Below are 23426 nucleotides of genomic sequence, written 5' to 3' on the forward strand. Positions count from 1 at the left end.
CTTAACGTTCGGCGGGCTGGATGAACACCACGCCCTGGCCTGTGAATTTGTGCTGGTACGATTCGCCCGAGCTCTGGCCGATCATCGTGCGCCAGTTGACATCAAAAACGAATTCCTGGCGGATGTCGCCCTTGAAGCCGACGAAGGCGTCCGGGTCCACGCGCAGCGGATGCGCCGGCGTCACTTCCAGCATGATCAGGTTGCCGCGCGAAATGACGGCCAGGTTGCCGTTGCCTTCCACGGTGGTGGAAAACAGGCCCTGGCCGGAACTGGCGCCGCGCAAACCCGCAAAGCTGGTGCCCGTTTTCAGGCTCGTGTCGTAGGCCAGCAGGCTGCTGCTTTCGATGGTCAGCTTTTCGCCGGCCAGCGCCATGACAGTGATCTCGGCCGCATTCTGCGCGAAAAACACGGTGCCCGTGCCGGCGGCCTGCATCACCTGCATGCCTTCGTTCGTCACCTTGCGCTTGAGCGCGCCAAAGATGCCCTCGCCACCGAGCAGGGACTTTTCAAATTTGATGGCGCCCGTATAGGCGACCATGGCGCCGGCAATCGCCAGCACTTTTTCATCCTGCAGGCGCACTTCCAGCAGGCGGTCGGTATTGGTGCGGAAACTGGTCACGCGCGACTCCCCAAGAATGCCAGGGCACAAAGCCATGGCTATCCGACAAGATACCGGTGGCTTTGCCGGCGCGCAAGCGCTATTCCTGGCGAACGGGGGTTCCCATAAAAAAGGCGTGCCCGGAGGCACGCCTTGCGTTCACACAATGAACGGTTTATTCCGCCAGCACCGGCCTGGCGCCGCGCGCGTTCTGGAACAGCGGCACGGGATCATTGGTATTGACCTCGACCACCGTCACGCCCTGCACCACGCCAGCCACCTGGTAGCCGACGGCGCCCAGGTGGCGCTTGCCTTCGGCCAGGTTGGACCAGCTCAGGGAGACAGATGCGGTGCCGCCCGTGTAGGCCGTGCCCGGCATCAGCGCCTTGAAGCTGCCGTTGTTCAAGCCCGGCGCCAGCACCCACGACGACAAGGTGTAGTCGGCCTGGCCGTTTTGCGGCGCAAAACCGATCACGCACACCTTGTAGGTGCCGGCGGCAGGCAGGCGCAGTTCCACTTGCTCATTGGAACTTTCATTGCCGCTGCTGCCGACCAGCACATTGGCGGCGTTGTAGACCTCCATGTCCATGTCGGTATTCGCGCCGCCCGTCGTTTCCGCATCGTAGGTGGCAAAGCGCGCCGCCAGGGTGCCGGCAGGGATCACCACGTTGTGCACGTTCACACCCGTGGCGCCGCCCGCCTTGCAGGCAGCCGATGCGGCAGCGCCTGTCGCCGCCTGGCCGATCGTGCGCGTCTGGCGCACGGCTTCGACGAGACCCGACTTGACGCCGACCAGCGCGCCCGTGAAGCCCGTGCCCAGGGTCAGCACCTTGCTGCCCGTGGCCGCTTCGCTGCTGACCAGCGGAATGGCGGCCAGCGAGGTGCCGCGCGCCGTCAGCGGGCTGCGCACGGTGTGCGTGCCATCCGTCCAGCTCAGGGCGCCGTAGGTCCAGGTATTGGCCGGCGCCGTGGTGCGCGTCAGCTTGACCTGGTACTGGCCCTTGGCGCCCGGCGCCAGGTTCAGGCTGGTAGGCGTCACCGCCACCGTATAGCCGGGCAGGCTGGCCGAGACGTTGTAGACGGCGCTGCTGGCGCCCACGTTGGTCACCGTGCGCGTCAGCGTTTGCGTGCCCAGCACGTTGGCCGCCGTCAGCGACGCCAGGTTCAGGTTATAGGCCGTGATGGTGCCGATGGCCTGGCACGTGGCGGCGCTGTAGACCTTCAGGTTCAGGCCGCACAGGAAGCGCGCATAGTCGATCTCCGACATGTCGTACACGAGGCCAGGATCGGCCGCGCTGTTCGGCGCAATGTGGCCGGCGCCCTGGCCCCATGGCAGCTGGCCCGAGTTCTTCGCCGTGGCATCCCACGACACGGAACCGTTCAAGCCGTCCGAATAGGTGCTGAAGGCCGTCGTCATCAGCGCCGACTTGATGGCCGCGGGCGACCAGTCGGGATGCTGCTGCTTGAGCAGCGCCGCCACACCGGCCACGTGCGGACTGGCCATCGAAGTGCCGGAATAGAAATCCCACTCGGCCGCTGGCGCCACGCCGCCTGCCGCCACGGCATCGCGCTGCGCCGGCGTCAGGTCGGCCGTCACGCCGGCCAGCACGTTGGTGCCGGGCGCCGAGAGATCCGGTTTCAGGATGTTCGCATTGGCCACGTTCGGCCCGCGCGAGGAACGGTCGCTGACGATCGGCGCCTGCACCGTCGTGTCGGGGATCGTATGGACTTCGCCCAGCGCCGCCGTGCCATCGGGCGTCGCCGCCATGAAGGCCTTCAGCGCATCGCCCTGCGCCTGCGCCAGGTGCACGGTCGACAGCACGTGCGCCTGGTTGATGATGGTGTTGGCGCCGCCGGCCACGTTGGCGATGATCACGCCCGCCGCGCCCGCCGTCTTCGCATTCGCGCTCTTGTTGACCAGCACGTTGCCGCCACGGTCGCACACGAGTATCTTGCCGGCCACTTTCGCCGGGTCCAGATACGCCGAAGTGGCATCGGCTGCGCCGAAGCAGCGCAGCAGATTGACGTCCGTCGGCAGCACGCCGGCCAGGCCCGCGTCGCGCGAGCGTATCAGCGGCAGCACCGGCGTCTTCGCATTGCTCGACGCACCTTCCAGCTTGGTGCCGTTGCTGAGGATGACATTGCCCGCGTACAGGCGGTTGTGGGTGGAATTGGCCACGGTTGCCAGCCACGGGCTGATGTGCGACACGGGCGCCGGCACGTCCGGTGCGGGCGTGGCCGGGCCGGAATTGCCGCCCGACGTGGCAACGAATACACCGGCTGCCGCCGCGCCGAGGAAGGCGACTTCCGTCGGTTCGTCGAAGGCGCCGCCGCCCGCGTTCGGGCCGATGGAGAAGTTGATGACGTTGACGCCATCCTTGACCGCCTGGTCGATGGCGGCCACGCTGTCGGCCGTGGCGCAACCGTTGCGGCCCGTCGATGCGGCCGTCCAGCACACTTTATAGGCGGCGATGCGGGCGCGCGGCGCCATGCCCGATGCCTTGCCCAGAGACACGCCGTTCGAGGTGGCCAGGGCGCCATTGTTGCCGCCGGCCGTGGAGGCCGTATGCGTGCCATGGCCGCCGTGTCCCGTCAGGCCGGCGACGGAATCGCGCGGCGACAAAAATTCCGTCCAGTGCAGCGCCGACGTGGCGGCGCGGTAGTAGCGCGCACCGATCAGCTTGTTGTTGCAATTCTCGGCGGAGAAACCTTCGCCCGTCTGGCAGGTGCCCTGCCAGCTGGCTGGTGGCGCGCCGTACACGACATTGTTGCCGCTGTGGCTAGGTACGCCATTCTCGTCCAGGCGGTCGGCAAAGGCCGTGTTTTCCGGCCAGATGCCGCTGTCGACGATGCCGATGATGATGTCTTCACCCGCGTGCGCCTTGCCGCCCAGCTGCTCCCAGATGCCGCCCGGCTTGTCCAGGCCCAAAAAGCTGGGCGTGTAGCTGGTGTCGAGCTGCAGGATGGAGTCGGCGCTGATGCTGGCCACGCCACTGTTTTTCTTCAGGGCCCGCACTTCATCGTCCGTCAGCAAGGCGGAAAAGCCGTTGAAGACGACGCTGTACTGGTGCGTGATTTCAGCCGCGCTGACGGTGCCGGCCACGGCGGCCTGCTTGGTGTCGAGGTAGTTCAAATAGGCCTGCACATCGGCGGCGCCCACGTTGATGCGCGCGCCCGGAGCCGGCTTGGTGGCGGCCAGGCCGTCGACCTGGCCCGTGTAGGTGGCGGCCGGCTTGTCGACCAATTGCACGATGTAGGAGCGGCGTTCCTGCGCCTGCGCCGCTTGCGCCAGGCTGGCGGCCAGCAGGAGGATACCAAGTGAAACGGGACGTAATTTCATCTCACGCTCCTTGCACGGTGAACGCTGCGAACTTGCCGGTGCGGCGGCGCGACAGCATGCCGATGGCGCCCAGGCCGACCAGCATCAGCATGTAGGTCGACGGTTCCGGCACGGCGCTGATGTTGATGTTGTCGAGCGCAAACTGGCCCTGGTTAAAGGCTGGGAAATCGATGGAATTGCTGCACGCGCCAGTGTCATTGAAAATGCACGCGTTGAAGGTCAGGCCCGTAAACGCGTAGTTGCTGAAGCCGCCCAGCAGGGAAGCGCCCTGGAAATGGTAATTGCCATCGCCGCCCTGGCCTGGGAACGCCAGCGAGGTACTGATCACCTGGCCGTTGCTCAGGGTGCCGCTCAGCTGCAACTGGCCCCAATTCATGTTGGGCAAGCCGGATACGGGCGCGATGAAGGAATAATCGAAACCGGCCAGGCTGAACGCCTGGCGGTCGGCACGCGAAAAATTCACGCCGCCATCGTTGAGGATGGCCAGGTAATTGCCGGTGGCGCCCTGCGGGCAGGCGGCGATATCGCACGACGAGCCCACGCGGCCATCGAGGATGGCGCCCACGCCGCTGACGCCGCCGCCGGCCGCCGTGGTCGGATCGGCCAGGAACAGCAGGTTGTAGCTCGACGTATTGAGCGTCTGGCCGCTGGCATACACGTCGGGGCGCAAGTTATCGAAGGTCAGGACATCGGCCATGGCCGGCGCCGAGGCCAGCACGGACAAGGTGGCCAGCGCGGCCAGGATGGTGGCGCGACCGCGGGTAGCGGGCGGATTGGCGGTGGCGGGCGATACCCGCGCATGTGATGAACGATTCATTCTATTCCCTTGTTTGTTGTGGATAGATAGGTCGGCAGGTCTGGCGCCCGCTTTCAGCTTTTTCACAAAAGTGTCAACAAATATAGCAAATCGCATAAAACAAATAACATATTTTTAATATCATTTATTTATTTTTTATCTAGCTCCGCGAAACTTTGTTTTGTTTTATCTATGAAAGCTTGAGCAATCTCAACGTTACATTGGAACAACAATGCTGCGCACTGCAGACGTGCGCGCCAGCATGCCGGTCCGACTTCAGATAAGCTCGAAAACCGCGCCTGCCGCACCGTCATCGTCCCGTCACATCGCGGTACACCTGTTCCATCCTGGAACACTTGTCTCTCCCGCCACGCGCCCGGCCACAGCCCCTGCAGCGATGGCATGAAGCTTGCACAACAAAGAGATCGACCGTGCTCAGGGAGCAGCATCATGGAACACTACCAACTGGCCGGCAGCGGCCGCTCAGGCACGCTGCCGGCCCGGCGCATCATCGCGTGCGGCACGCTGGTGCTGGCTTTTTTCCTGCTGGCCGCCAGGCTGGACCTGGCCGAACGGCTGACGCGCGCGCTCTGGCGCCAGGAACACTGGCAACTCGATGAACTGGTCCTGAGCCTGTTGCTGCTGGTGCTGGCGCTGGCCGGCTTTGCCGTGCGGCGCGGACGCCAGGTGGCGCTGCTGCTGGCGCAAAACCGCGCCCTCACGCAGCGCCTGCTGCGCGCGCAGGAAGAGGAGCGTTGCGCGCTGGCGCGCGAGCTGCACGATGAAGTGGGACAAGACTGCACGGCCATCCGCGCCGCCGCCAGCCACATCCTGCGCGCGCGCGATGGCGACCAGGCCAACGTGCAGGCCTGCGCCGCCAGCATCGCCCGCTCCTCGGAAGCGCTGCATGCGATGGTGCGCACCATGCTGCGCCGGCTGCGCCCGCCCGTGCTCGACAGCCTGGGCTTGGAAGCGGCCCTGCAGGCGCTGTGCGACAGCTGGGCCCAGCAGCACGGCATCGCCTGCCATTTCGCGGCGCACGCCATCCCCGCCGGCCTCGACGACAGCACCGCCACCGCCATCTACCGCCTGGTGCAGGAAGGCTTGACGAACGTGGCGCGCCACGCGGGTGCCGACCAGGCCACGGTGGAATTGCGCGCCGATGCGCGCGGGGTGCTGCACCTGGCCATCGAAGACAATGGCCGGGGCTTGCGCCAGGACATGCAGCAGGAATCCGGTTACGGCATGCTGGGCATGCGCGAGCGCGTGGCCGGCTTGCGCGGCCATATCCGCTGGATCAGCGCGCTGGGCAAGGGCTTGCGCATCGAAGTGGCCCTGGCGGCACGGTGCGCGGCATGAGCGCCATGCACGGCAGCATACGGCCGATCCGCGTGATGCTGGTGGACGACCACCCGGTGGTGCGCACGGGCTACCGCCGCCTGCTGGAACAGGGCGGCGACATCGCCGTCGTGGCCGAGGCGGGCAATGGCGAAACGGCGTATGCCTTGCACCTGGAGCACGCGCCCGACGTGTGCGTGACGGACTTGTCCATGCCCGGCATCGGCGGCCTGGAATTGCTGCGCAAGCTGCTCGCCCGCGATGCCGGCGCCCGCGTGCTGGTGTTTACCATGCACGACACGCCGCAGCTGATCGCGCGCGCGCTCGATGGCGGCGCCTGCGGCTTCGTCAGCAAGCAGGCCGACCCGGAACACCTGGTCGACGCCGTGCGCGCCGCCCACGCGGGCCGGCGCTACCTGGACCCGCACAGCACACCGGGCGTGCTGCAAGGCACGGCCCGCATGGAAGCGCAGCGCTTGAGCAGCCTGAGCCAGCGCGAATTCGAAATCTTCCGCCTGCTGGCCAAAGGCCGCAGCGCCGCCGACTGCGCCCGCCTGCTGCACGTGAGCAGCAAGACGGTGGCCAACCACCAGACCTGCATCAAGGAAAAGCTCGACGTGTCCGGCCCCGCCGCCCTCGTCCACCTTGCGCTGCGCAATGGCGTCATTGAGCAGGTCCACCCTTAAAACGCGTAGCGCAGGCCCACGTTCACGCTGCGCGGCGCGCCGGCCGCATAAAACGTGGCATTGACCATCGGATACTCACCGTTCACGGCGGGCAATGGCCGGGCGGCAAAATTGCCGCTGGCATCGAAACCCGTCGCGCCCAGCTGGGCCGCTGTCGCATATTTCCGATCGAACAGATTATTCACCTGGGCAAACACGCTGAGCCGGGGCGTCAGCTGGTACTTGCCGTTCAGCTCGACCACGGCATAGCCGCCGCTCTTGCCCGCGCCCAAGTACGATGGACCGCCCGCCTGGTGCTGGTTGTTTTCATTGCCGCGCGCATACGCGCTGGAGACGGCCGTCATGGCCAGGCCCACCGTCCAGTCGCGCCCGCCCTGATAATCCACGTGCGCCTTCAGGATATGGCTCGGTGTCAGGGGAATCCGGTTACCCGGCGTGATGGCGATATTGCCTTCCAGGCCGGGCGCCTCCGCGTCGCTGCTGCTGTTGGCGCTGCCGTTGACGGTTTCCCGGCTTTGGTAGGTCGCCTGCAGCCACGTGTAATTGACGCCGAAGTCCAGCGCGCCCGCCTTGCCGTCGACCGCCAGCTCCACGCCCTGGTGGCGCGTCTTGCCGAAATTCTTGAAATAGCCGAAACCGGCCTGGTTGTCGGCGACGAACAGGATATCGTCATGGTTTTCCGCGCGGAACACGCCCGCGCTCCAGCGGGCCACGTCGCGCCACTGGCCGCGTACGCCCGCCTCCCACGTCTTCGTCACCACCTGTTTCAATGGCGGGTCGCCGGCCATGGCGTTGGGCAGGCGGCATGGGTTTTCCGGGTCGGCGCAACCAAGTTCGATGGCCGTCGGCGTGCGGCTGCCTTCGTTGTAGCCGAGATACGCGCCGGTACCTCCGGCCGGCGTATAGGCGAGGCCGATGGCGGGATTGAAGCGGCTGAAACGATGGTCGCCATCGAGCGAGCCGCTGCCGCCACCGGGCGTGATGGCATCGCGGTTGCGCACCGTGCTGCGGTTGTAGCGGCCGGAGATGGTCAGGGTCAGGTCTTGATTGAACGCCATGCTGTCGCTCGCATAAACGCTCCACGTGCGCATGCGCCCGCTCAAGTCGACGCGGTTGTCGACCGGCGTGCCGTCGTCGTCGATCTGCGTGCCGTCGGCAAAGAAGTCGACGGGCGTGATGCTGCGGTCGGGATTCAGATAGCCAAACTGGCTCGTCTGGCGGAAGGTGGCGTGGCTCGTGTCGTAGGCGGCACCGGCAGTGACGGCATGGCGTGCTCCCGCCACGTCGGCCAGCGCGGTGAACTGGCCGGAAAACCCATAGTTTTCCTGCCGCGTATGGCTGCGGTTGAGCATGCCATTGCACTTTTCGGCCGGCTCATCATTCAGCAGCACGTTGGCGATGCAGCGCCATTTGGGGAATGGCGTGTTGGATGCATTCGCCCCGCTGGCGGGAAAGCCCGTGTAGCCGGCCGCCGCCAGGGTCGCCCGCTCGGCCGCGCCGGGCTGGTAGAGGGACTGGTCGAGCGACTCGTCGTTCAGGTCGCCGTTAAACGTGTGCGTGTCGATCTTGCGGTAGTACACATTGCCGGACAAGAGCAAGGCAGCGCCGGCCTGGTGCTTGCCCGTCAGATTCAGCAGGGTCGACCTGTTTTGCGTCACATCCGGCTTGGTGTAGACGCTGCGGTAGTCGCGCGCCAGCAGGCGCTGTTCCTGCAAGCCGTTGCCCGTCAGCGCATTGTCCGCGTGGGCCACGGTAACGGCGATGTCCGTGCGCGCATCGCTCCAGCCCAGCTTGCCAAACGCCTGGCGCACGTCGGACGGCGAATCGTCGCGCCAGCCGTCTTCCTTGAAGCGGTTGCCCGTCACATACCAGTGCCAGCCTTGCGCATTGCTGCCGCCATGCTCGACCTCGACGGCGCGCCGTTTATCGGAACCCAGGCGCGCCTCGATGGCGGTGCCGGGACTGCTCCTGCCATCCTTGGTCTGCAGGGCCAGCGCGCCGCCCAGGGTATTCAAGCCGAACAGGGGATTCGAGCCCGGCATCAGGGTCAGCGATGCGATGGCCATGCGCGGGATCAAGTCCCAGCTGACGACGTCGCCAAACGGCTGGTTCAGCCGCATGCCGTCCAGATACACGGAGAGCCCCTGCGGCGTGCCCAGCAGGGGCGAAGCCGTGTAGCCGCGGTAGCTGACGTCGGGCTGGAACGGGTTGTTCTGCACCTCGTTGACAACCACGCTGCCCAGGTTGCGGCGCAGGAAAGCGGAAATATCGAGCGCGCCGCTGCGGGCGATCTGCTGCGCGCTGGCCGTCTGCACGGGCGCGGCCAGCGCATCGCGCGGCTGCTCCACGGTGGGCAGCGGCATGCTGCCCGTGATGATGACGGTGGGCAAGTCACCCGAGGTGGCCAGGCTGGCGTCAGCGGCAAGGTCGGCGGCCTGCGCCTGGCACAGCGCCATGGCAGCGGCAGCCAATAAAGTCAGTTTCATGCGTATCCCCAGTTTTATCGTGGTTTTTATTGCGTCCAGTATCGGACAGCCACCATCGGGGAACTAGGGAAAAACTCCCGCCGTGCGGGGGAACTAGCGTTGCAAGGGCAGGTAGCTCTGTTTAAGCTGGCGCAACACGAAACTCGATTTGCTGTGGCGGATGCCGGGAATTTTATACAGGCGCTCGCGCAGCAGGCGTTCATAGTCGCGCGTGTCGCTGACGGCAATGCGCAAATAGTAATCGTAGTCACCCGAGACGAGAAACGCTTCCAGCACTTCCGGGATCATGGCCAGCGCGTGGCCGAATTCGAACAGGGCCTGGTCGGAATGGTCGTCCAGCGTGACTTGCACGATGACGGTGTCGGCCAGCCCCACCTTGGCCGCGTTGACGTTCACCGTATAGCCTTCGATGACGCCATCGTCTTCCATGCGCTTGATGCGCGCCCAGCATGGCGACGAGGTCAGGCCCACCTTGGCGCTCAGCTCGTGCAAGCTGATGCGGGCATCCTGTTGCAGGGCCGTCAGGATGGCTAGGTCGAATTTATCCAGCTTCATTCTGTCATATCCTTATTTAACAGCAAATTTTGCTGAAGAATGCATTCTATACGAGAAAACCAGCAGCCTTTTCTGTCGGGGCAAGCAGAAAATAGACACATGAAACCCGATCCCACTTCCCTCCTCGCTCCCGCCACCGATACTGCGCCGCGCAACGGCGCCAGCGTCCTGATCGACACCCTGCTGGCCCTGGGCGTCGACACTGTCTTCGGCTACCCGGGCGGCGCCGTGCTGCCCTTGTACGATGCGCTGCACGCGCAGCCCCGCTTGCGCCACGTGCTGGTGCGCCACGAACAGGCAGCCGTGCATGCGGCCGAAGGTTATGCGCGCAGCACGGGCCGGCCCGGCGTCGTCTTCGTCACGTCCGGCCCCGGCATGAGCAACACCACCACGGGCTTGCTTGACGCCCTGTGCGATTCGATTCCCCTCATCTGCATCAGCGGCCAGGTGGCCACCACCAGCATCGGCACGAACGCCTTCCAGGAATGCGACGCGCTGGGCATTTCGCGCCCCGTCACCAAGTGGAACCGGCAAATCCGCGCGGCTGACGAGACGGCTGGCGTGGTGCAGGAAGCGTACGCGCAGGCCACGCAGGGCCGGCCCGGTCCCGTGCTGATCGATTTTCCCAAGGATATGCAGTTGGCGCGGGTCGCGGCCGGCACGCCGCTGCCGTCCGTCGCCGCCGTCCCGGCCCCCCTGCCCGGCGCGGCTGATATCGAGCAAGCCGCCAGCCTGATCGCCGGTGCGCGCCAGCCCGTATTCTATGGCGGCGGCGGGCTTATCAACTCCGGCCTGGATGCCTGCGCCGCGTTCGGCCAGCTGGTGAAACTGGCGGCTGCGCCGTGCACCTTGACCCTGCTGGGCCTGGGCGCCTTTCCCGCCTCGCACCCGGCCTTCCTCGGCATGCTGGGCATGCACGGCACCCTGGAAGCCAACCTGGCCATGCATCATGCGGATTTGATCGTCTGCGTCGGCGCCCGCTTCGACGACCGGGTCACGGGGCGGCTCGACGCCTTTTGTCCCGGCGCGAAAATCATCCACGTCGATATCGACCCGGCGTCGATCGGCAAGGTGGTGCGCGCCGACGTGGCCCTGCGCGGCGATTGCGCGCCCGTGCTGGCGGCATTGCTGGCGCAGCTGCGCGGCCGCCTGCTGGCCGACCGCCAGCCGTGGTGGCAACGCATCGACGGCTGGCGCGCGCAAGACTCGCTGGCGTTCGACGACACGCCGGAAGTGATCGCGCCGCAGGCGCTGATGCGCCGGCTGCAGGCGGCGCTGGACAGCGTCGACGCCATCGTCGCCACCGACGTGGGCCAGCACCAGATGTGGGCGGCGCAGCACTTGCGCTTAGAGCAGCCGCGCCTCTGGCTCACCTCGGGCGGCGCCGGCACCATGGGCTATGGCTTGCCGGCCGCCATCGGCGCGCAGATCGCCCATCCCGGCAAGCGCGTGGTGTGCGTCAGCGGCGATGCGTCGATTCTGATGAATATCCAGGAGCTGGCCACGGCCGTGCAGCACCGCCTGCCCGTGAAAGTGGTGTTATCGAACAATGGCTACATGGGCATGGTGCGCCAGTGGCAGGAACTGCACCACGGCGAGCGCTACAGCCACAGCTACACGGAGGCGCTGCCCGATTTCGTCGCCCTGGCGCGCGCCTTCGGCTGGCAGGCACAGACGGTGAGCCGGCGCGAGGAGCTCGACGCGGCGCTGGCGGCCTGCCTGGAATCCAGCGGCCCCTACTTCCTCGACGTGCGCGTGCATGGCGCGGAAAACTGCTTCCCCATGATGGCGCCCGGCGCGGGGCACCATGAAGTGACCCTATCCAAGGGCAAGGTGTACAGCGAGCGGTAGGTCGGATTAGCGGCGTAGCCGCGTAATCCGACACCAGCGTCTTGCAACAATGTTGTCGGATTACGCGAGACCAGGCCTCGCTAATCCGACCTACGCCCTCAATTCCAGATTCTGTAAATCCAGTAACTTTCATCGTCGCGCATGGCCCGCACCAGCTCGGTGGGGCTCAAACCCGTGATTTCGCGCGTCTCGCGGCAGAAATGGGCCTGGTCGGCGTAACCGCCGCTGGCGGCGACGTCGGACCAGGACGCCGTGCCTTGCAGGATGGCGCCGCGCTCGTCGAGAAACAGCTGTTCCGCGCGGCGCATGCGGCGCAGGGTGCGCATGGGCTGGCCGGCCCAGGCCTTGATGCGGCGCTCGACATTGCGCGCGCTGCTGGCCAGGCCCGTCGATGCCGCCTGCACGCCCAGGCGGCGCACCCAGTCCTGCACGGCGCCGGCCGGATGGTCGCCGCTCTTGCGCGCCAGTTGCCAGCGCGGCGCGAGAAAATCTTCCACCAGCCTGACGCGGGCCTCGTCGTCCGGCGCCGCCAGCACGGCGTCGGACAGGGCCTGCCAGTCGGCATCGAACAGCGCGTCGAGCGGGCGAAACTGGTCCAGCAAGGCATCCATCGACACGCCCGTCAACGCATGCAGCGCGGCCGGATAAAACATCACGACAAACGAACGCACGGGACCGGGGTTGTAGCTGACCAGCGGATACGAGCGGGGTCCGCCGAACAGCGCGAGCGGCATGCGCACGTCCGGCAGCGACAGGCCCGGCGCGGCCGCTTCCACATCGCCGGCGACGGTCCAGATGATGCTGCACATGGGCGCGGCGGGAAAGCGGTTCAGGCGCTGCGCCGGCGGCAGGGGCGCGCAGCCCGTGGTGTCGCGCACGAGGAAGGCGCGCACGCAGGAAGCGAGCGCGGTGCGCGGCGCGATCAAACGGGTCAGGGGCATAGGGGCGGCAGGCATGGCGACGATTGTACCGGCAATTTCTGGCCGCGCACGATGTCGTATTCGTTCAAGACGCGGGCGCGCAAGCGCGCTACAGTCATGCCATCGTTCCCACTGAAACAGGAGCTTGCCATGCCGCCACTCGACCACGCCGCCGCACCCGACATTGCCCGGCCGCTGCGCCAGATCCGCCGCTTGCCGGGACCCTTCGCCCTGCCCATCGTCGGCAACAGCCTGCAACTCAAGCTCACGCGCATCCACCGCGACGTGGAAGCGTGGGTGCGGCGCTACGGCCCCTACATGCGCGCCTGGTTCGGCCGTACCCTGGTGCTGGTGGTGGCCGACAGCGAGGCCGTCGGTGCCGTGCTGCGCGACCGGCCCGACGGTTTTCGCCGCCCCCTGAGCAGCTCCATCGTGTCCGAGGAAATGGGCGGCATCCCCGGCCTGTTCCTGGCCGAGGGCACGGAATGGCGCAACCAGCGCCGCATGGTCATGGCCGGCATGGCGCCCGGCGCCATCAAGGCCTATTTCCCCGCGCTGGTGACGGTGGCCCAGCGCTTGCAGCGGCGCTGGCATCTTGCCGCCACGCAAGGCCAGGCGATCGACCTGGACGGCGACCTGAAACGCTACACGGTCGACATCATCGCCGGCCTGGCCTTCGGCACGGAAGTCAACACGCTCGAATCGGGCGAGGACGTGATCCAGCGCCACATGGACGCCGTCCTGCCCGCCGTGGCGCGGCGCAGCCTGTCCATGTTCCCGTACTGGCGCTATGTCAAGCTGCCCGTCGACCGCCGCCTGGACCGCGACGTGGCGGCCCTTTCCGCCGCCGTGGCCGACCTGGTACAGCAGGCGCGCACGCGCATGGCGCACGACCCGGCGCGCCGCGAACACCCGCCCAACCTGCTCGAAGCCATGATCGCCGCCGCCGACCTGGAAGGCAGCGGCGTGACGGACCGCAACGTGGCCGGCAATGTGCTGACCATGCTGCTGGCCGGTGAAGACACGACGGCCAACACGATTTCCTGGATCATCTACATGCTGCAATGCAATCCGCACACCCTGGCGCGGGCGCGCGAGGAAGTGCGGCGCCTGGCGCCCGACGTGGCGCACTTCACGATCGAGCAGATGGATAGCCTCGACTACCTGGGCGCCTGCGCCAGCGAAGCCATGCGCTTGAAACCGGTGGCGCCCTTCCTGCCCGTCGAGGCGCTGCGCGACACGGTCATCGCCGACATCGCCGTGCCGGCCGGCACCCTCGTGTGGTGCGTGATGCGCCACGACACGGTATCCGATGCGCACTTTCCCGATGCCCGGGCCTTCCAGCCCGAACGCTGGCTGGCCGAAGGCGGCGAGGCGAACAACAAGCGCGCCTCGATGCCGTTCGGCGCCGGCTTGCGCACGTGCCCGGGCCGCTACCTGGCCTTGCTGGAAATCAAGATCGCCATGGCCATGCTGCTGGGCAGCTTCGATATCGCCGGCGTCGATACGCCCGATGGCGGCGAGGCGCAGGAACTGATGGGTTTTGTGATGTCGCCCATCGGCCTGACCATGCGCCTGGCGCAGCCGCAGTGATACCATGGGGGAAGTCCCATTCATTCGCCCCCCTCATGACTATCCGCCTGGAATCGCCACAGCAAGCCGATGTGCAAACCCTGATCGCCGAGCTTGATGCCTATCAAAAGACCCTGTACCCGGCCGAGTGCGTCTACTCGCTGGACTTGGCGTCGGTGCCGCCGGAGACCCTGCTGTTTGCCGTCGCCCGCGATGCGGCCGGTGCGGCGCGCGCCTGCGGCGCCATCGTCGTCACGCCCGCTTTCGGCGAGGTCAAGCGCATGTACGTACACCCGGACAGCCGCGGCCTGGGCCTGGCCAAGCGCCTGCTGGCCCTGCTGGAAGAACAGGCGCTGGCGCGCGGCTGCCGCTTGCTGACCTTGGAGACGGGCATCCACCAGCCAGAAGCCATCGCCCTGTACGCGCGCCACGGCTACCAGCGGCGCGGACCGTACGGCGACTATCCCGACGATCCATTCAGTGTCTTCATGGAAAAAACGCTGCAGGTGGCGGCATGAGCGCGCCCAGCGACAGCTTGCTCGACATTCGCGCGCGCCTGCGCGCCTTTGCCGACGAACGCGACTGGGAGCAATTCCACACGCCGAAAAACCTGGCCATGGCCCTGTCCGTGGAAGTGGCGGAACTGGTGGAACACTACCAGTGGCTGCCCACGGGGGCGGACGCGGAACTGGACGAAGCGAAGCGCACGGGCATCCGCCACGAACTGGCCGACGTGCTGATGTATCTGGTGCGGCTGGCCGACAAGAGCGGCGTCGACCTGCATGGGGCCGTGCTGGAAAAGATGGAACTGAACGCGCAGAAATACCCGGCGCAGCAGGTGCGCGGCGATGCGCGCAAATACAGCGAATACTGATCCGTCATCCGTGCGTGGCTGATGCGCAAAAAGGCGTAGCATCGGGCCATGCGTATCCCTCTTTCCCTGCTGCTTGCCTGCCTGCTCACTGGCCCGGTTGCCCTGGCGCAAACCGCGCCCGTGCCGCAAGTCAAAGTGGACGCCACGCGCGACCCTGTCGATAAATCGTATCGCAAGATGCTGCAGGGCGTGGACCGCTTCGAGCGCGACCATGCGCTGGCGCCACAGGCCGTACTGCGCTTTCGCTTGCTGCCGCGCCAGCCCGGCGTGGACATGACGGGCGTGCAGCTGCGCATCGCCGGCGACACCGTCAGCATCCCCTTGCCCCTGGCCGAGGACAACAGCTTTGCCCCCGTGCGCCATGCGCAAGCGGCGCGCGAAGACGCCGTGCTGATCGCCAACCGCAAGGCCACCACCATGAGCTGGCGCGCGCAAGTGATCACGCCCGGCTTGCCACCCGGCACGCGGCGCCTGGGCGACTTGCGCCTGGAATGCCGCGCCGGCATGGATTCCGGCCTGATCTCGAACGATCCGCAAATCATCGCCTGGCTGTCCAGCATGCTCTACAGCACGGACAAGGTGTGTTCCGAGCCGGACGGCAACTATCTGTTTTTCACGGACCGCCCCCTGTTCGGCGTCACCCTCGTGCATGGCGAGCGCCGCCTGGCCCTGCCGTTCACCATGCTGTATGCGGGCGGCGAGCAAACGCCCGCCTCGCTGCCCTATTGCGATTGCCAGGTGCTGCTTGACCGCACGTATTACGCGCCCCTGTGGCATGCCAGCTGGCCCGACGATACCTTGCTGGAATTTACTTATATGGACGAGGTGGCGCCATGAAGTGGCTCAGTGTCTTCGCGCTGGCGCTGCTGGCCGCCTGCTCCGGCACGCGCGCCTTGCAGGCAAGCAAGAATGTGCCTTACGCAACGCTGGAGCAAACGGTGCAGCCGGGCAGCAGCACGCGCGAACAGGTGCGCGCCGCGCTGGGAGACAGCACGTCCATCCGTTTCGACAGCGGCAATGAAGTGTGGATGTACACCTACCCGGCCGCCTCGGGCGCGCAGGGAGAATATGTGATTCTGTTTGGCGGGGATGGGGTGGTGCGGAAGGTGCGCAGCGGCGAGGTGTACCGGGTGAAGAAGTAAAACTACCCAAAAAACAAACCGGGGTCGTACCCTGAGGGTACGACCCCGGTCTTTCGCCGTTGGGGTAATTAGCGTGCTTTCAGCAAGGCCCGCGTCGCCATGCCCACGCTGGCGCTGCGCCCCACGCCCGTGGCCTTGCGCTTGGGCGACGCCTTCAATTTGAAGATGCCGATCGACTGGGCCACGCTGTCGGTGCGCTGCGCCAGGTTGGTGGCGGCGGCGGCCGCCTGCTCCACCAGCGCCGCATTCTGCTGCGTGATGCCATCCATGTGGATGACGGCCTGGTTGACTTGCCCGATGCCCTGGTTCTGCTCGCGCGTGGTGGAGGAAATCTCGTCCATCACTTCCGTCACGCGGGCCACCGAGGCGATCACTTCCGTCATGGTGGCGCCCGCATTGCTGGTCAGCACGCTGCCCGCGTTCACGGTGGCGATCGAATGGTCGATCAGGTTTTTCACCTCTTTTGCGGCCGTCGCCGAGCGCTGCGCCAGGCTGCGCACTTCACCGGCCACGACGGCGAAGCCGCGGCCATGCTCGCCCGCGCGCGCCGCTTCCACGGCCGCGTTCAAGGCGAGGATATTCGTCTGGAAGGCAATGCCGTCGATGAGGCCGATGATGTCGAGAATCTTGCGCGACGACGTGCTGATTTCGTCCATCGTGGTGACCACTTCGCTGACGATGGTGCCGCCCTTGGCCGCGACGGTCGACGCCTGCGCCGCCAGGTCATTGGCCGTGGCCACGTGGTCGGCGCTGTTTTGCACCGTGGAAGTCAGCTCTTCCATGCTCGCTGCCGTCTGCTCCAGGCTGGACGCCTGCGATTCCGTGCGGCTGGACAGGTCCATATTGCCCGTGGCGATCTCCGCCGTGGTAATGCGGATATCCTCGAAGTTCGCGCGCACGTCGCCGATGATGCTGTGCAGGTTGATGTTGGTCTGGCGCAAGGCCGCCATCAATTGCCCCATGTCATCGTCGCGCACCTTGTCGATGACGCCCGTCAAGTCGCCACCCGCCATCTTGCGCGCCACGGTGATGGCGTCGCCCAGCGGTGCAACGAGGGAATTGTGCAGATGGGCCCAGAAATACAGCATCAGCGCCACGGCCGCGGCGGCGGCGCCGCTGAGCCAGCTGCGCGTGGCCGTGCTCGTATCGCCGTCGATATTCCACACGGCGCAGCCAAGGATGGCCAGCACCACGCCAAACACGATGCAATGCAGGGCCAGGTCTTGCGACAGGCTCAGCTTGCGCCACTCGGCCAGCCTGGCGGCCCAGCCCTGGCGCACGACGCGGCCATTGCGGATCGCCAGGTTGGCACTATTGCCGTCCTTGAAACTTTTATACAGGGCTGCCGCTTCATTGATCTGCTCGCGCGTGGGCTTGGTGCGCACGGACATATAGCCGATCGGGCGGCCGTTTTCGATGACGGGCGTGATATTGGCGAAGACCCAGTAGAAATCGCCATTCTTGCAGCGGTTCTTGACCATGCCGGTCCATGGCATGCCCGTCTTGATGGTGTCCCACAGGTCGGCAAACGCTTCGGCCGGCATATCGGGATGACGCAAGATATTCTGTGGCGCACCCAGCAATTCCATTTCTGAAAAACCGCTGACTTCAATGAAATACTGATTGGCGTAATTGATGTTTCCCTGTAAATCCGTGGTGGAAACAATCGTCATGCCTTCATTTAATACGTATTCATTTTGCGTGATAGGTGTATTGACCCGCATCGTCGCTCCTCTATTTTTTTTCAACTAGCATAACAAAAACATAAAAACAATATACCACATCAAGCACCCATGATATATCGCCTCGGCGACAGTGACGCCAGTCAAATAATTTAATAAAAGCCAATTCATTTATGTTTTAGAATTTACTTTGATTCAACTTGATTGATTTTATTGAATGTAAAATTTAAATTGCGCGCATACAAAATAATTAATAAAAAATTATGTATCGATGCACCAGCCGATAAATACGCTGTTTGTGCCGATAAAAATGCGCAGAGGGGCATGCCAATTACCCGCACATGGCGGCGCCAGTTGCCAACCATAACGCGGCAACCATGTTCATTTCTTGAGGGAAAATAAAAACTGGCGCGAATGCGCCAGTGGGGGAACTGTCTCCAATCCGCGACACAGGCGCCGGAGCGCCCGTGGGAATGGCTTACTTGTACGTTTTACGGGGTGGCGACTTCGGACGCGGTGGCGCAGGCTTGCGCTCCGTCGTGCCATCGTCAAGACTGATGCGCAGTTTCTGGCCCGAGACCACGACCGATTTCAGGTGGTCGAGGATTTCCGGCGGCATGCCTTCCGGCAGGTCCAGCACGCTGTAGTTGTCAAAGATATCGATACGGCCAATATGCTTGGCTTCCAGGTTCGCTTCGTTGGCGATGGCGCCGACGATGTTGCTTGGCGTCACAGCGTGCTCGCGGCCCACTTCGATGCGGTAGGCCGTCACGCCTGGGCGTGGACGTTCCTTCTTCGGCGCGCGCGGGGCAACTTCGCCCGCGTCCGCTGGCGCATCCTTGAACGCTGGCGCGGACTTGGCGGCAAACGGCTTGCGCGGCGCGGCTGGCGGCGCCAGATCCGGTGCGTCGCCGTCGCGGCTGATGCGCAGCTGCTGGCCCGCCACCCACACGGTTTTCAGTTGGTCCAGCAATTCTTTCGGCATGCTGTCTGGCAAGTCCAGGACGCTGTAATCGTCATAGATTTCGATGCGGCCGATGTTTTTCGAATCGATGCCCGCTTCGTTGGCGATGGCGCCCACGATATTGCCCGGCTTCACGCCATGCTGATGACCGACTTCGATGCGGAAGGTCTGCATGCCGGCGTCGGCCGGACGCTGGATGCGTTCCTTTTTCGGGAAGGCCGGGCGTTCGCCACGGTCGCTGCGCTCGTTACGGTCGAAGCGGTCGCCCCGTTCCGGACGGTCGTTGCGTTCGAAGCGGTCTTGGCGCACGGGACGGTCGTCTTGCCACGTGGCTTGCTCGCGCGCCTTGTTCTTGTCCAGCAGCAGAGGCACATTGCCACGCGCCATCTTCGCCAGGGCGGCGGCGATTTCGATGGCGGGAATGTTCTGTTCGCGTTCGAAGTCTTCGATCAGCGACTGGAACTGTTCCAGTTCGCCCAGGGCCAGGGTTTCGCTGATCTGTTCCTTGAACTTGGCGATACGCACGTCGTTGACGGCCTGGATCGTCGGCAGTTCCAGCATGCCGATAGGCTGGCGGGTCGAGCGTTCGATGGCTTTCAACAGGTTCTTTTCACGTGGCGTGATGAACAGGATCGCTTCGCCGCTGCGGCCGGCGCGGCCCGTGCGGCCAATGCGGTGGGTGTAGCTTTCCGGATCGTGCGGCACGTCGTAGTTGACGACGTGGCTGATGCGCTCGACGTCCAGGCCGCGGGCGGCCACGTCGGTTGCCACGAGGATGTCGATCTTGCCGTCTTTCAACTGCTGGATCGTGCGCTCGCGCTGGGCTTGCTGAATGTCGCCATTGATGGCGGCAGCCGAGAAGCCACGCGCTTGCAGCTTGCCGGCCAGCTCTTCCGTGCCCAGCTTGGTGCGGGCGAAGATGATCATGCCGTCAAACGCTTCCGCTTCCAGGATGCGGGTCAGCGCGTCGAGCTTGTGCATGCCCGACACCAGCCAGTAGCGCTGGCGGATGTTATCAGCCGTGCCCGTCTTGGCGGCAACCGTCACTTCGGCCGGGTTCACCAGGTAGGTCGTGGCGATGCGCTTGATGACGGAAGGCATGGTGGCCGAGAACAGGGCCGTTTGATGGCCTTCCGGCGTTTCTTGCAAGATGCGTTCGACATCGTCGATAAAGCCCATGCGCAGCATTTCATCGGCTTCGTCCAGCACCAGGGTCTTCAGTTTGGACAGGTCGAGCGAACCCTTGTCCAGGTGATCGATGACACGGCCTGGGGTGCCGACGACGACGTGCACGCCGCGGCGCAGGGCCGACAGTTGCGGACCGTAGCTTTGGCCGCCGTAGATCGGCAGCACGTGGAAGCCGGGGATGTGGGCGGCATACACCTGGAACGCTTCGGCGACCTGGATGGCCAGTTCGCGCGTCGGTGCCAGGACCAGGGCTTGGGGTGAGCTTTGTTTCAGATCGATGCGCGACAGGATCGGCAAGGCGAAGGCGGCGGTTTTACCCGTGCCTGTTTGCGCCTGGCCCAGCACGTCGCGGTTCGCGAGCAATAATGGAATCGTGGCCGCCTGGATAGGCGACGGTGTTTCGTAACCGACATCCTTGAGCGCGCGAATCAGCGGCTCGCTCAGGTTAAGGTCGGAAAATAAGGAAATTGGTGTATCAGACATGAAATCACTCACAAGTTCGCTCGAATCGCCCAATGCGAAAGAGTGTATCTGCTAGTTTACTCTTTACTGGACCTTACCGGGTGGCCGCATGCCTCAGAACGCCGTTTTTTGCGCCATATCTACGTAAAAAAGCCAGAAAAATCGGCGATCCGCACGCAATTGGCGCGTGATTTTGCCAACATTAAACGATACACAACAATCTGCAACCTGCGCCGGTTCCACGCGTCAACAACAACGGCGGGCGCCTCGAGACGATGGCGCCCGCCCCGTTTCAGGTGCGCAAGAACTCCAGCAAGTCCTCGTTCAGCCGGTCCTTGTGCGTCGTCGCCAGGCCATGCGGCGCGCCCGCATACACGAGCAATTTGCTGCCGATGATGAGCTCGGCAGTGCGCCGCGCCGAGGCGGCGATCGGCACGATCTGGTCGTCATCGCCATGGATCACCAGGGTCGGCACGTCGAATCTGGCCAGGTCGCTGGTGAAATCCGTCTCGGAAAATTGCTTGATGCACAGGTAGGCGGCCGGCATGCCGGCCTGCATGCCTTGCCGCCAGAAACTGTCGCGCACACCCTGCGACGGGGTGGCGCCGGGCCGGTTGTAGCCATAGAAGGCCTCGCTCAAGTCGCGGAAAAACTGGCTGCGGTCGGCTTGCACGCCGGCGCGGATGTCATCAAAAACGGATAGCGGCAAGCCCAGCGGGTTCTCCGCCGTTTGCAGCATCAGCGGCGGCACGGCGCCCACCAGCACGGCGCCGGCCAGGCGCTGCGTGCCATGGCGGCCGATGTAGCGCGCCACTTCGCCGCCGCCCGTCGAGTGGCCCACGAGGGTGGCGCCCGTCAAATCCAGTGCGGCGAGCAAGGCGGCCAGGTCGTCGGCATAGGTATCCATGTCGTTGCCGTCGAACGGCTGGCTGGAGCGGCCATGGCCGCGCCGGTCGTGCGCGATGACGCGGTAGCCGCGCGAGGCAAGATAAAGCATCTGGTCTTCCCACGCGTCGGACGACAATGGCCAGCCGTGGCTGAAGACGACGGGCGGGCCGCTGCCCCAGTCCTTGTAGTAGATCAGGGTGCCGTCGGCGGTACGCAGGGTATTGCTCGATTGCAAGTCAGGGCTAGTCATGGAACGCTCCTTGTCGGTGGACCAGCAGCCATTGTGGCCGCAATCGCCTTGCGCGCGCCGCGCGCTACGCCAGAGCATTGCGGTAGAGTAAGATTGCCGCTGCTTTGTTTTCCCGTATTCACTTTTGGAGTTGCCATGCGTTTTCCCTTCGTCCTCGCCGCCAGCCTGTTCAGCACGGCCGCCCTCGCCCAACCGCTCGTTACCGAAGCGCCCCTGCGCGCCCACCTGTCCTTCCTGGCCGACGATTTGCTCGAAGGACGCGGCACAGGCCAGCGCGGCGGCGACCTGGCTGTGCGCTACCTGGAAACCCAGGCAGCCGTGGCCGGCTTGCAACCCTTGCCGGACGGCACATACCGCCAGGCGCTGACCATCGTCGGCAGCAAGGCCTTGCCATCGAGCAAGGTCACTTTCAGCGCGGGCGGCAAGACCTTGTCTCCCGCCTTCGGCCAGGACATCGTCTTCGGCGCGGCGAATGGCCAGGAAAAAGTGGCGTTCGACGCGCCCGTCGTGTTCGCCGGCTACGGCATCCGCGCGCCAGAGGAACGCTGGGACGATTTCAAGGGCGTCGACCTGAAAGGCAAGCTCGTCATCATGATGGTCAACGACCCGCAACCGACAGCAGCCGAACCCAACCGCTTTGCCGGCAAGTCGCTGACCTGGTACGGCCGCTGGGTCTACAAGTACGAGGAAGCGCTGCGCCAGGGCGCGGCCGGTGTGCTGCTGATCCACACGACGGCATCGGCCTCGTACCCGTGGTCGGTGCCGGCCAACGGTTTCGGCCATGAGCGCTTCAACCTGGCCGGCGCGGGCAATGCCATGGAAGGCTGGCTGCAGGAAGACCTGGCGCGCGCGCTGTTCCAGGCCGGCGGACAGGACCTGGACGCCTTGCGCGCGCAGGCGGAAACGCGCGAGTTCCGCCCCGTGGCCCTGAACGCCACGGTCAAGGTGCAATTGAACAGCCAGATCCGCAGCATCGAGCAATTCAACGTGGCAGGCATCGTGCCGGGCACGGACCCGAAACTCAAGGACGAAGCCGTGATCTACTCGGCCCACTGGGACCACCTGGGCAAGGATGACGAAGGCAGCCAACGCGCCGGACAAAGCGACCATATCTACAACGGCGCCATCGACAACGCTTCGGGCGCGGCGGCCCTGCTGGCCATGGCGCAAGTGGCCGTGAAACAACCGGCGCGCCGCACGCAGATCTTCCTGTGGCCGGCTGGCGAAGAAACGGGCATGCTGGGCAGCACGGCCTATACGCGCAAGCCCCTGTGGCCACTGGCCAAGACGGCAGCCGACCTGAACCTCGACAGCATGAACTTCGTTGGCAAGACGCGCGACATCGGCGTGGCCGGCGCCGAGCGCAGCAGCCTGTACGCGAGTGCCGCCAAGGTCGCCAAGCGCATGGGCTTGCGTCTGGCGCCAACGATACCCGACCTGTCCGGCGCCTTTTACCGGGCCGACCATTTTGCCTTCGCCAAGGCCGGCGTACCCGCTTTCAACGTGGGCTCGGCCGTGTTCTCCGGCGATGGTTCTTTCGATTTCGTCAAGGACCCGAAAGCATCGAGCGAGCGCCTGGTCGCCTTTAAAAAGGATTACCACCAGGTGACAGACGAGTACAACCCGTCATGGGACCTGTCGGGCATGGTGCAGCAGGCGCAGTTCACCCTGAATCTGGGCTATGAAGTGGCGAATGACAAGAATTTGCCTACATGGAACAAGGGCGAGGCGTTTGGAAAAGTAAAACGATAAGCAGATAGCGGTGAACTAACCCGCAAAGCAAAAAAGGCCGGGGTCAGACCCTCAGGGTCTGCCCCCAGTATTTGCCGTTAGC

Annotated in this window: 18 protein-coding genes; 9 read left to right on the forward strand and 9 right to left on the reverse strand. The window is 65.0% G+C overall.

The window, feature by feature from the left end; genetic code table 11:
• Nucleotide 1: 1 nt before the first annotated feature.
• The 3 genes from CSQ92_RS27265 to CSQ92_RS27275 form a co-directional block, all read right to left on the reverse strand.
• Nucleotides 2-655 (reverse strand): AIM24 family protein, encoded by a 654-nt coding sequence (locus CSQ92_RS27265; protein ID WP_080753537.1) that lies wholly within the window; start codon nucleotides 653-655, stop codon nucleotides 2-4.
• Between the two features lie 118 nt (nucleotides 656-773).
• Nucleotides 774-3938 (reverse strand): S8 family serine peptidase, encoded by a 3165-nt coding sequence (locus CSQ92_RS29595; protein ID WP_099395899.1) that lies wholly within the window; start codon nucleotides 3936-3938, stop codon nucleotides 774-776.
• 1 nt (nucleotide 3939) lies between these two features.
• Complete coding sequence (locus CSQ92_RS27275) at nucleotides 3940-4755, reverse strand: NF038120 family PEP-CTERM protein (RefSeq protein ID WP_034784293.1); 816 nt, start codon at nucleotides 4753-4755, stop codon at nucleotides 3940-3942.
• Between the two features lie 429 nt (nucleotides 4756-5184).
• On the opposite strand from CSQ92_RS27275, the gene CSQ92_RS27280 reads away from it, so the two are divergent.
• On the forward strand, nucleotides 5185-6093 hold the full coding sequence (locus CSQ92_RS27280) for a histidine kinase (protein WP_180277126.1): 909 nt from the start codon (nucleotides 5185-5187) through the stop codon (nucleotides 6091-6093).
• The gene (locus CSQ92_RS27285) at nucleotides 6090-6758 is read left to right on the forward strand and encodes a response regulator (RefSeq protein ID WP_257219379.1); all 669 of its coding nucleotides are present in this window, start codon (nucleotides 6090-6092) and stop codon (nucleotides 6756-6758) included. Before CSQ92_RS27280 ends, CSQ92_RS27285 begins: the two co-directional genes overlap by 4 nt.
• Here CSQ92_RS27285 and CSQ92_RS27290 read toward each other — a convergent pair.
• Nucleotides 6755-9244: a TonB-dependent receptor gene (locus CSQ92_RS27290; protein ID WP_099395901.1), complete on the reverse strand. Its 2490-nt coding sequence runs from the start codon at nucleotides 9242-9244 to the stop codon at nucleotides 6755-6757. The two genes, CSQ92_RS27285 and CSQ92_RS27290, sit on opposite strands and share 4 nt — an antisense overlap.
• A 93-nt stretch (nucleotides 9245-9337) precedes the next feature.
• The gene (locus CSQ92_RS27295) at nucleotides 9338-9799 is read right to left on the reverse strand and encodes an Lrp/AsnC family transcriptional regulator (protein WP_034784295.1); all 462 of its coding nucleotides are present in this window, start codon (nucleotides 9797-9799) and stop codon (nucleotides 9338-9340) included.
• Between the two features lie 99 nt (nucleotides 9800-9898).
• On the opposite strand from CSQ92_RS27295, the gene ilvB reads away from it, so the two are divergent.
• Nucleotides 9899-11650 carry a biosynthetic-type acetolactate synthase large subunit gene (gene ilvB, locus CSQ92_RS27300; protein ID WP_099395902.1) on the forward strand — a complete coding sequence of 584 codons (1752 nt, stop codon included), beginning with the start codon at nucleotides 9899-9901 and terminating at the stop codon, nucleotides 11648-11650.
• A 98-nt stretch (nucleotides 11651-11748) separates the two neighbouring features.
• Here the strand turns inward: ilvB and CSQ92_RS27305 are convergent, their stop codons facing one another.
• Complete coding sequence (locus tag CSQ92_RS27305) at nucleotides 11749-12606, reverse strand: helix-turn-helix domain-containing protein (RefSeq protein WP_257219380.1); 858 nt, start codon at nucleotides 12604-12606, stop codon at nucleotides 11749-11751.
• A 114-nt stretch (nucleotides 12607-12720) separates the two neighbouring features.
• Between CSQ92_RS27305 and CSQ92_RS27310 the strand changes: the two genes are divergently transcribed.
• The 5 genes from CSQ92_RS27310 to bamE are packed head-to-tail and all read left to right on the forward strand — an operon-like array spanning nucleotide 12721 to nucleotide 16158.
• Entirely contained in the window at nucleotides 12721-14163 is a 1443-nt protein-coding gene (locus tag CSQ92_RS27310; RefSeq protein WP_257219381.1) for a cytochrome P450, read from the forward strand.
• A gap of 35 nt (nucleotides 14164-14198) precedes the next feature.
• Complete coding sequence (locus CSQ92_RS27315) at nucleotides 14199-14660, forward strand: GNAT family N-acetyltransferase (protein ID WP_099395904.1); 462 nt, start codon at nucleotides 14199-14201, stop codon at nucleotides 14658-14660.
• A complete protein-coding gene (locus tag CSQ92_RS27320; protein WP_099395905.1) occupies nucleotides 14657-15016 on the forward strand; it encodes a nucleotide pyrophosphohydrolase in 360 nt (119 codons plus the stop codon). The genes CSQ92_RS27315 and CSQ92_RS27320 overlap by 4 nt, the downstream gene beginning before the upstream one ends.
• A gap of 48 nt (nucleotides 15017-15064) precedes the next feature.
• The gene (locus CSQ92_RS27325; RefSeq protein ID WP_099395906.1) at nucleotides 15065-15853 is read left to right on the forward strand and encodes a hypothetical protein; all 789 of its coding nucleotides are present in this window, start codon (nucleotides 15065-15067) and stop codon (nucleotides 15851-15853) included.
• Nucleotides 15850-16158: an outer membrane protein assembly factor BamE domain-containing protein gene (gene bamE, locus CSQ92_RS27330; RefSeq protein ID WP_099389928.1), complete on the forward strand. Its 309-nt coding sequence runs from the start codon at nucleotides 15850-15852 to the stop codon at nucleotides 16156-16158. The genes CSQ92_RS27325 and bamE overlap by 4 nt, the downstream gene beginning before the upstream one ends.
• Before the next feature lie 68 nt (nucleotides 16159-16226).
• On the opposite strand, the gene CSQ92_RS27335 is transcribed toward bamE, so the two are convergent.
• The 3 genes from CSQ92_RS27335 to CSQ92_RS27345 all read right to left on the reverse strand — a co-directional run bounded on the left by CSQ92_RS27335 (nucleotide 16227) and on the right by CSQ92_RS27345 (nucleotide 21592).
• Nucleotides 16227-17882 carry a methyl-accepting chemotaxis protein gene (locus CSQ92_RS27335; protein WP_099395907.1) on the reverse strand — a complete coding sequence of 552 codons (1656 nt, stop codon included), beginning with the start codon at nucleotides 17880-17882 and terminating at the stop codon, nucleotides 16227-16229.
• Between the two features lie 436 nt (nucleotides 17883-18318).
• A complete protein-coding gene (locus tag CSQ92_RS27340) occupies nucleotides 18319-20475 on the reverse strand; it encodes a DEAD/DEAH box helicase (RefSeq protein ID WP_071653749.1) in 2157 nt (718 codons plus the stop codon).
• A 271-nt stretch (nucleotides 20476-20746) separates the two neighbouring features.
• Nucleotides 20747-21592 (reverse strand): alpha/beta fold hydrolase, encoded by an 846-nt coding sequence (locus tag CSQ92_RS27345; protein ID WP_099395942.1) that lies wholly within the window; start codon nucleotides 21590-21592, stop codon nucleotides 20747-20749.
• A gap of 135 nt (nucleotides 21593-21727) precedes the next feature.
• On the opposite strand from CSQ92_RS27345, the gene CSQ92_RS27350 reads away from it, so the two are divergent.
• Nucleotides 21728-23344, forward strand: coding sequence for a M28 family peptidase (locus CSQ92_RS27350; RefSeq protein WP_099395908.1), 1617 nt, complete (start codon nucleotides 21728-21730; stop codon nucleotides 23342-23344).
• Nucleotides 23345-23426 lie beyond the last annotated feature (82 nt).

Source organism: Janthinobacterium sp. BJB446, from assembly GCF_002735655.1.
Taxonomy (GTDB): domain Bacteria; phylum Pseudomonadota; class Gammaproteobacteria; order Burkholderiales; family Burkholderiaceae_D; genus Janthinobacterium; species Janthinobacterium lividum.

Coding starts and splice junctions, on each gene's coding strand:
- CSQ92_RS27265 (WP_080753537.1), bottom strand. CDS start 655: ATGGCTTTGTGCCCTGGCATTCTTGGGGAGTCGCGCGTGACCAGTTTC.
- CSQ92_RS29595 (WP_099395899.1), bottom strand. CDS start 3,938: ATGAAATTACGTCCCGTTTCACTTGGTATCCTCCTGCTGGCCGCCAGC.
- CSQ92_RS27275 (WP_034784293.1), bottom strand. CDS start 4,755: ATGAATCGTTCATCACATGCGCGGGTATCGCCCGCCACCGCCAATCCG.
- CSQ92_RS27280 (WP_180277126.1), top strand. CDS start 5,185: ATGGAACACTACCAACTGGCCGGCAGCGGCCGCTCAGGCACGCTGCCG.
- CSQ92_RS27285 (WP_257219379.1), top strand. CDS start 6,090: ATGAGCGCCATGCACGGCAGCATACGGCCGATCCGCGTGATGCTGGTG.
- CSQ92_RS27290 (WP_099395901.1), bottom strand. CDS start 9,244: ATGAAACTGACTTTATTGGCTGCCGCTGCCATGGCGCTGTGCCAGGCG.
- CSQ92_RS27295 (WP_034784295.1), bottom strand. CDS start 9,799: ATGAAGCTGGATAAATTCGACCTAGCCATCCTGACGGCCCTGCAACAG.
- ilvB (WP_099395902.1), top strand. CDS start 9,899: ATGAAACCCGATCCCACTTCCCTCCTCGCTCCCGCCACCGATACTGCG.
- CSQ92_RS27305 (WP_257219380.1), bottom strand. CDS start 12,606: ATGCCTGCCGCCCCTATGCCCCTGACCCGTTTGATCGCGCCGCGCACC.
- CSQ92_RS27310 (WP_257219381.1), top strand. CDS start 12,721: ATGCCGCCACTCGACCACGCCGCCGCACCCGACATTGCCCGGCCGCTG.
- CSQ92_RS27315 (WP_099395904.1), top strand. CDS start 14,199: ATGACTATCCGCCTGGAATCGCCACAGCAAGCCGATGTGCAAACCCTG.
- CSQ92_RS27320 (WP_099395905.1), top strand. CDS start 14,657: ATGAGCGCGCCCAGCGACAGCTTGCTCGACATTCGCGCGCGCCTGCGC.
- CSQ92_RS27325 (WP_099395906.1), top strand. CDS start 15,065: ATGCGTATCCCTCTTTCCCTGCTGCTTGCCTGCCTGCTCACTGGCCCG.
- bamE (WP_099389928.1), top strand. CDS start 15,850: ATGAAGTGGCTCAGTGTCTTCGCGCTGGCGCTGCTGGCCGCCTGCTCC.
- CSQ92_RS27335 (WP_099395907.1), bottom strand. CDS start 17,882: ATGCGGGTCAATACACCTATCACGCAAAATGAATACGTATTAAATGAA.
- CSQ92_RS27340 (WP_071653749.1), bottom strand. CDS start 20,475: ATGTCTGATACACCAATTTCCTTATTTTCCGACCTTAACCTGAGCGAG.
- CSQ92_RS27345 (WP_099395942.1), bottom strand. CDS start 21,592: ATGACTAGCCCTGACTTGCAATCGAGCAATACCCTGCGTACCGCCGAC.
- CSQ92_RS27350 (WP_099395908.1), top strand. CDS start 21,728: ATGCGTTTTCCCTTCGTCCTCGCCGCCAGCCTGTTCAGCACGGCCGCC.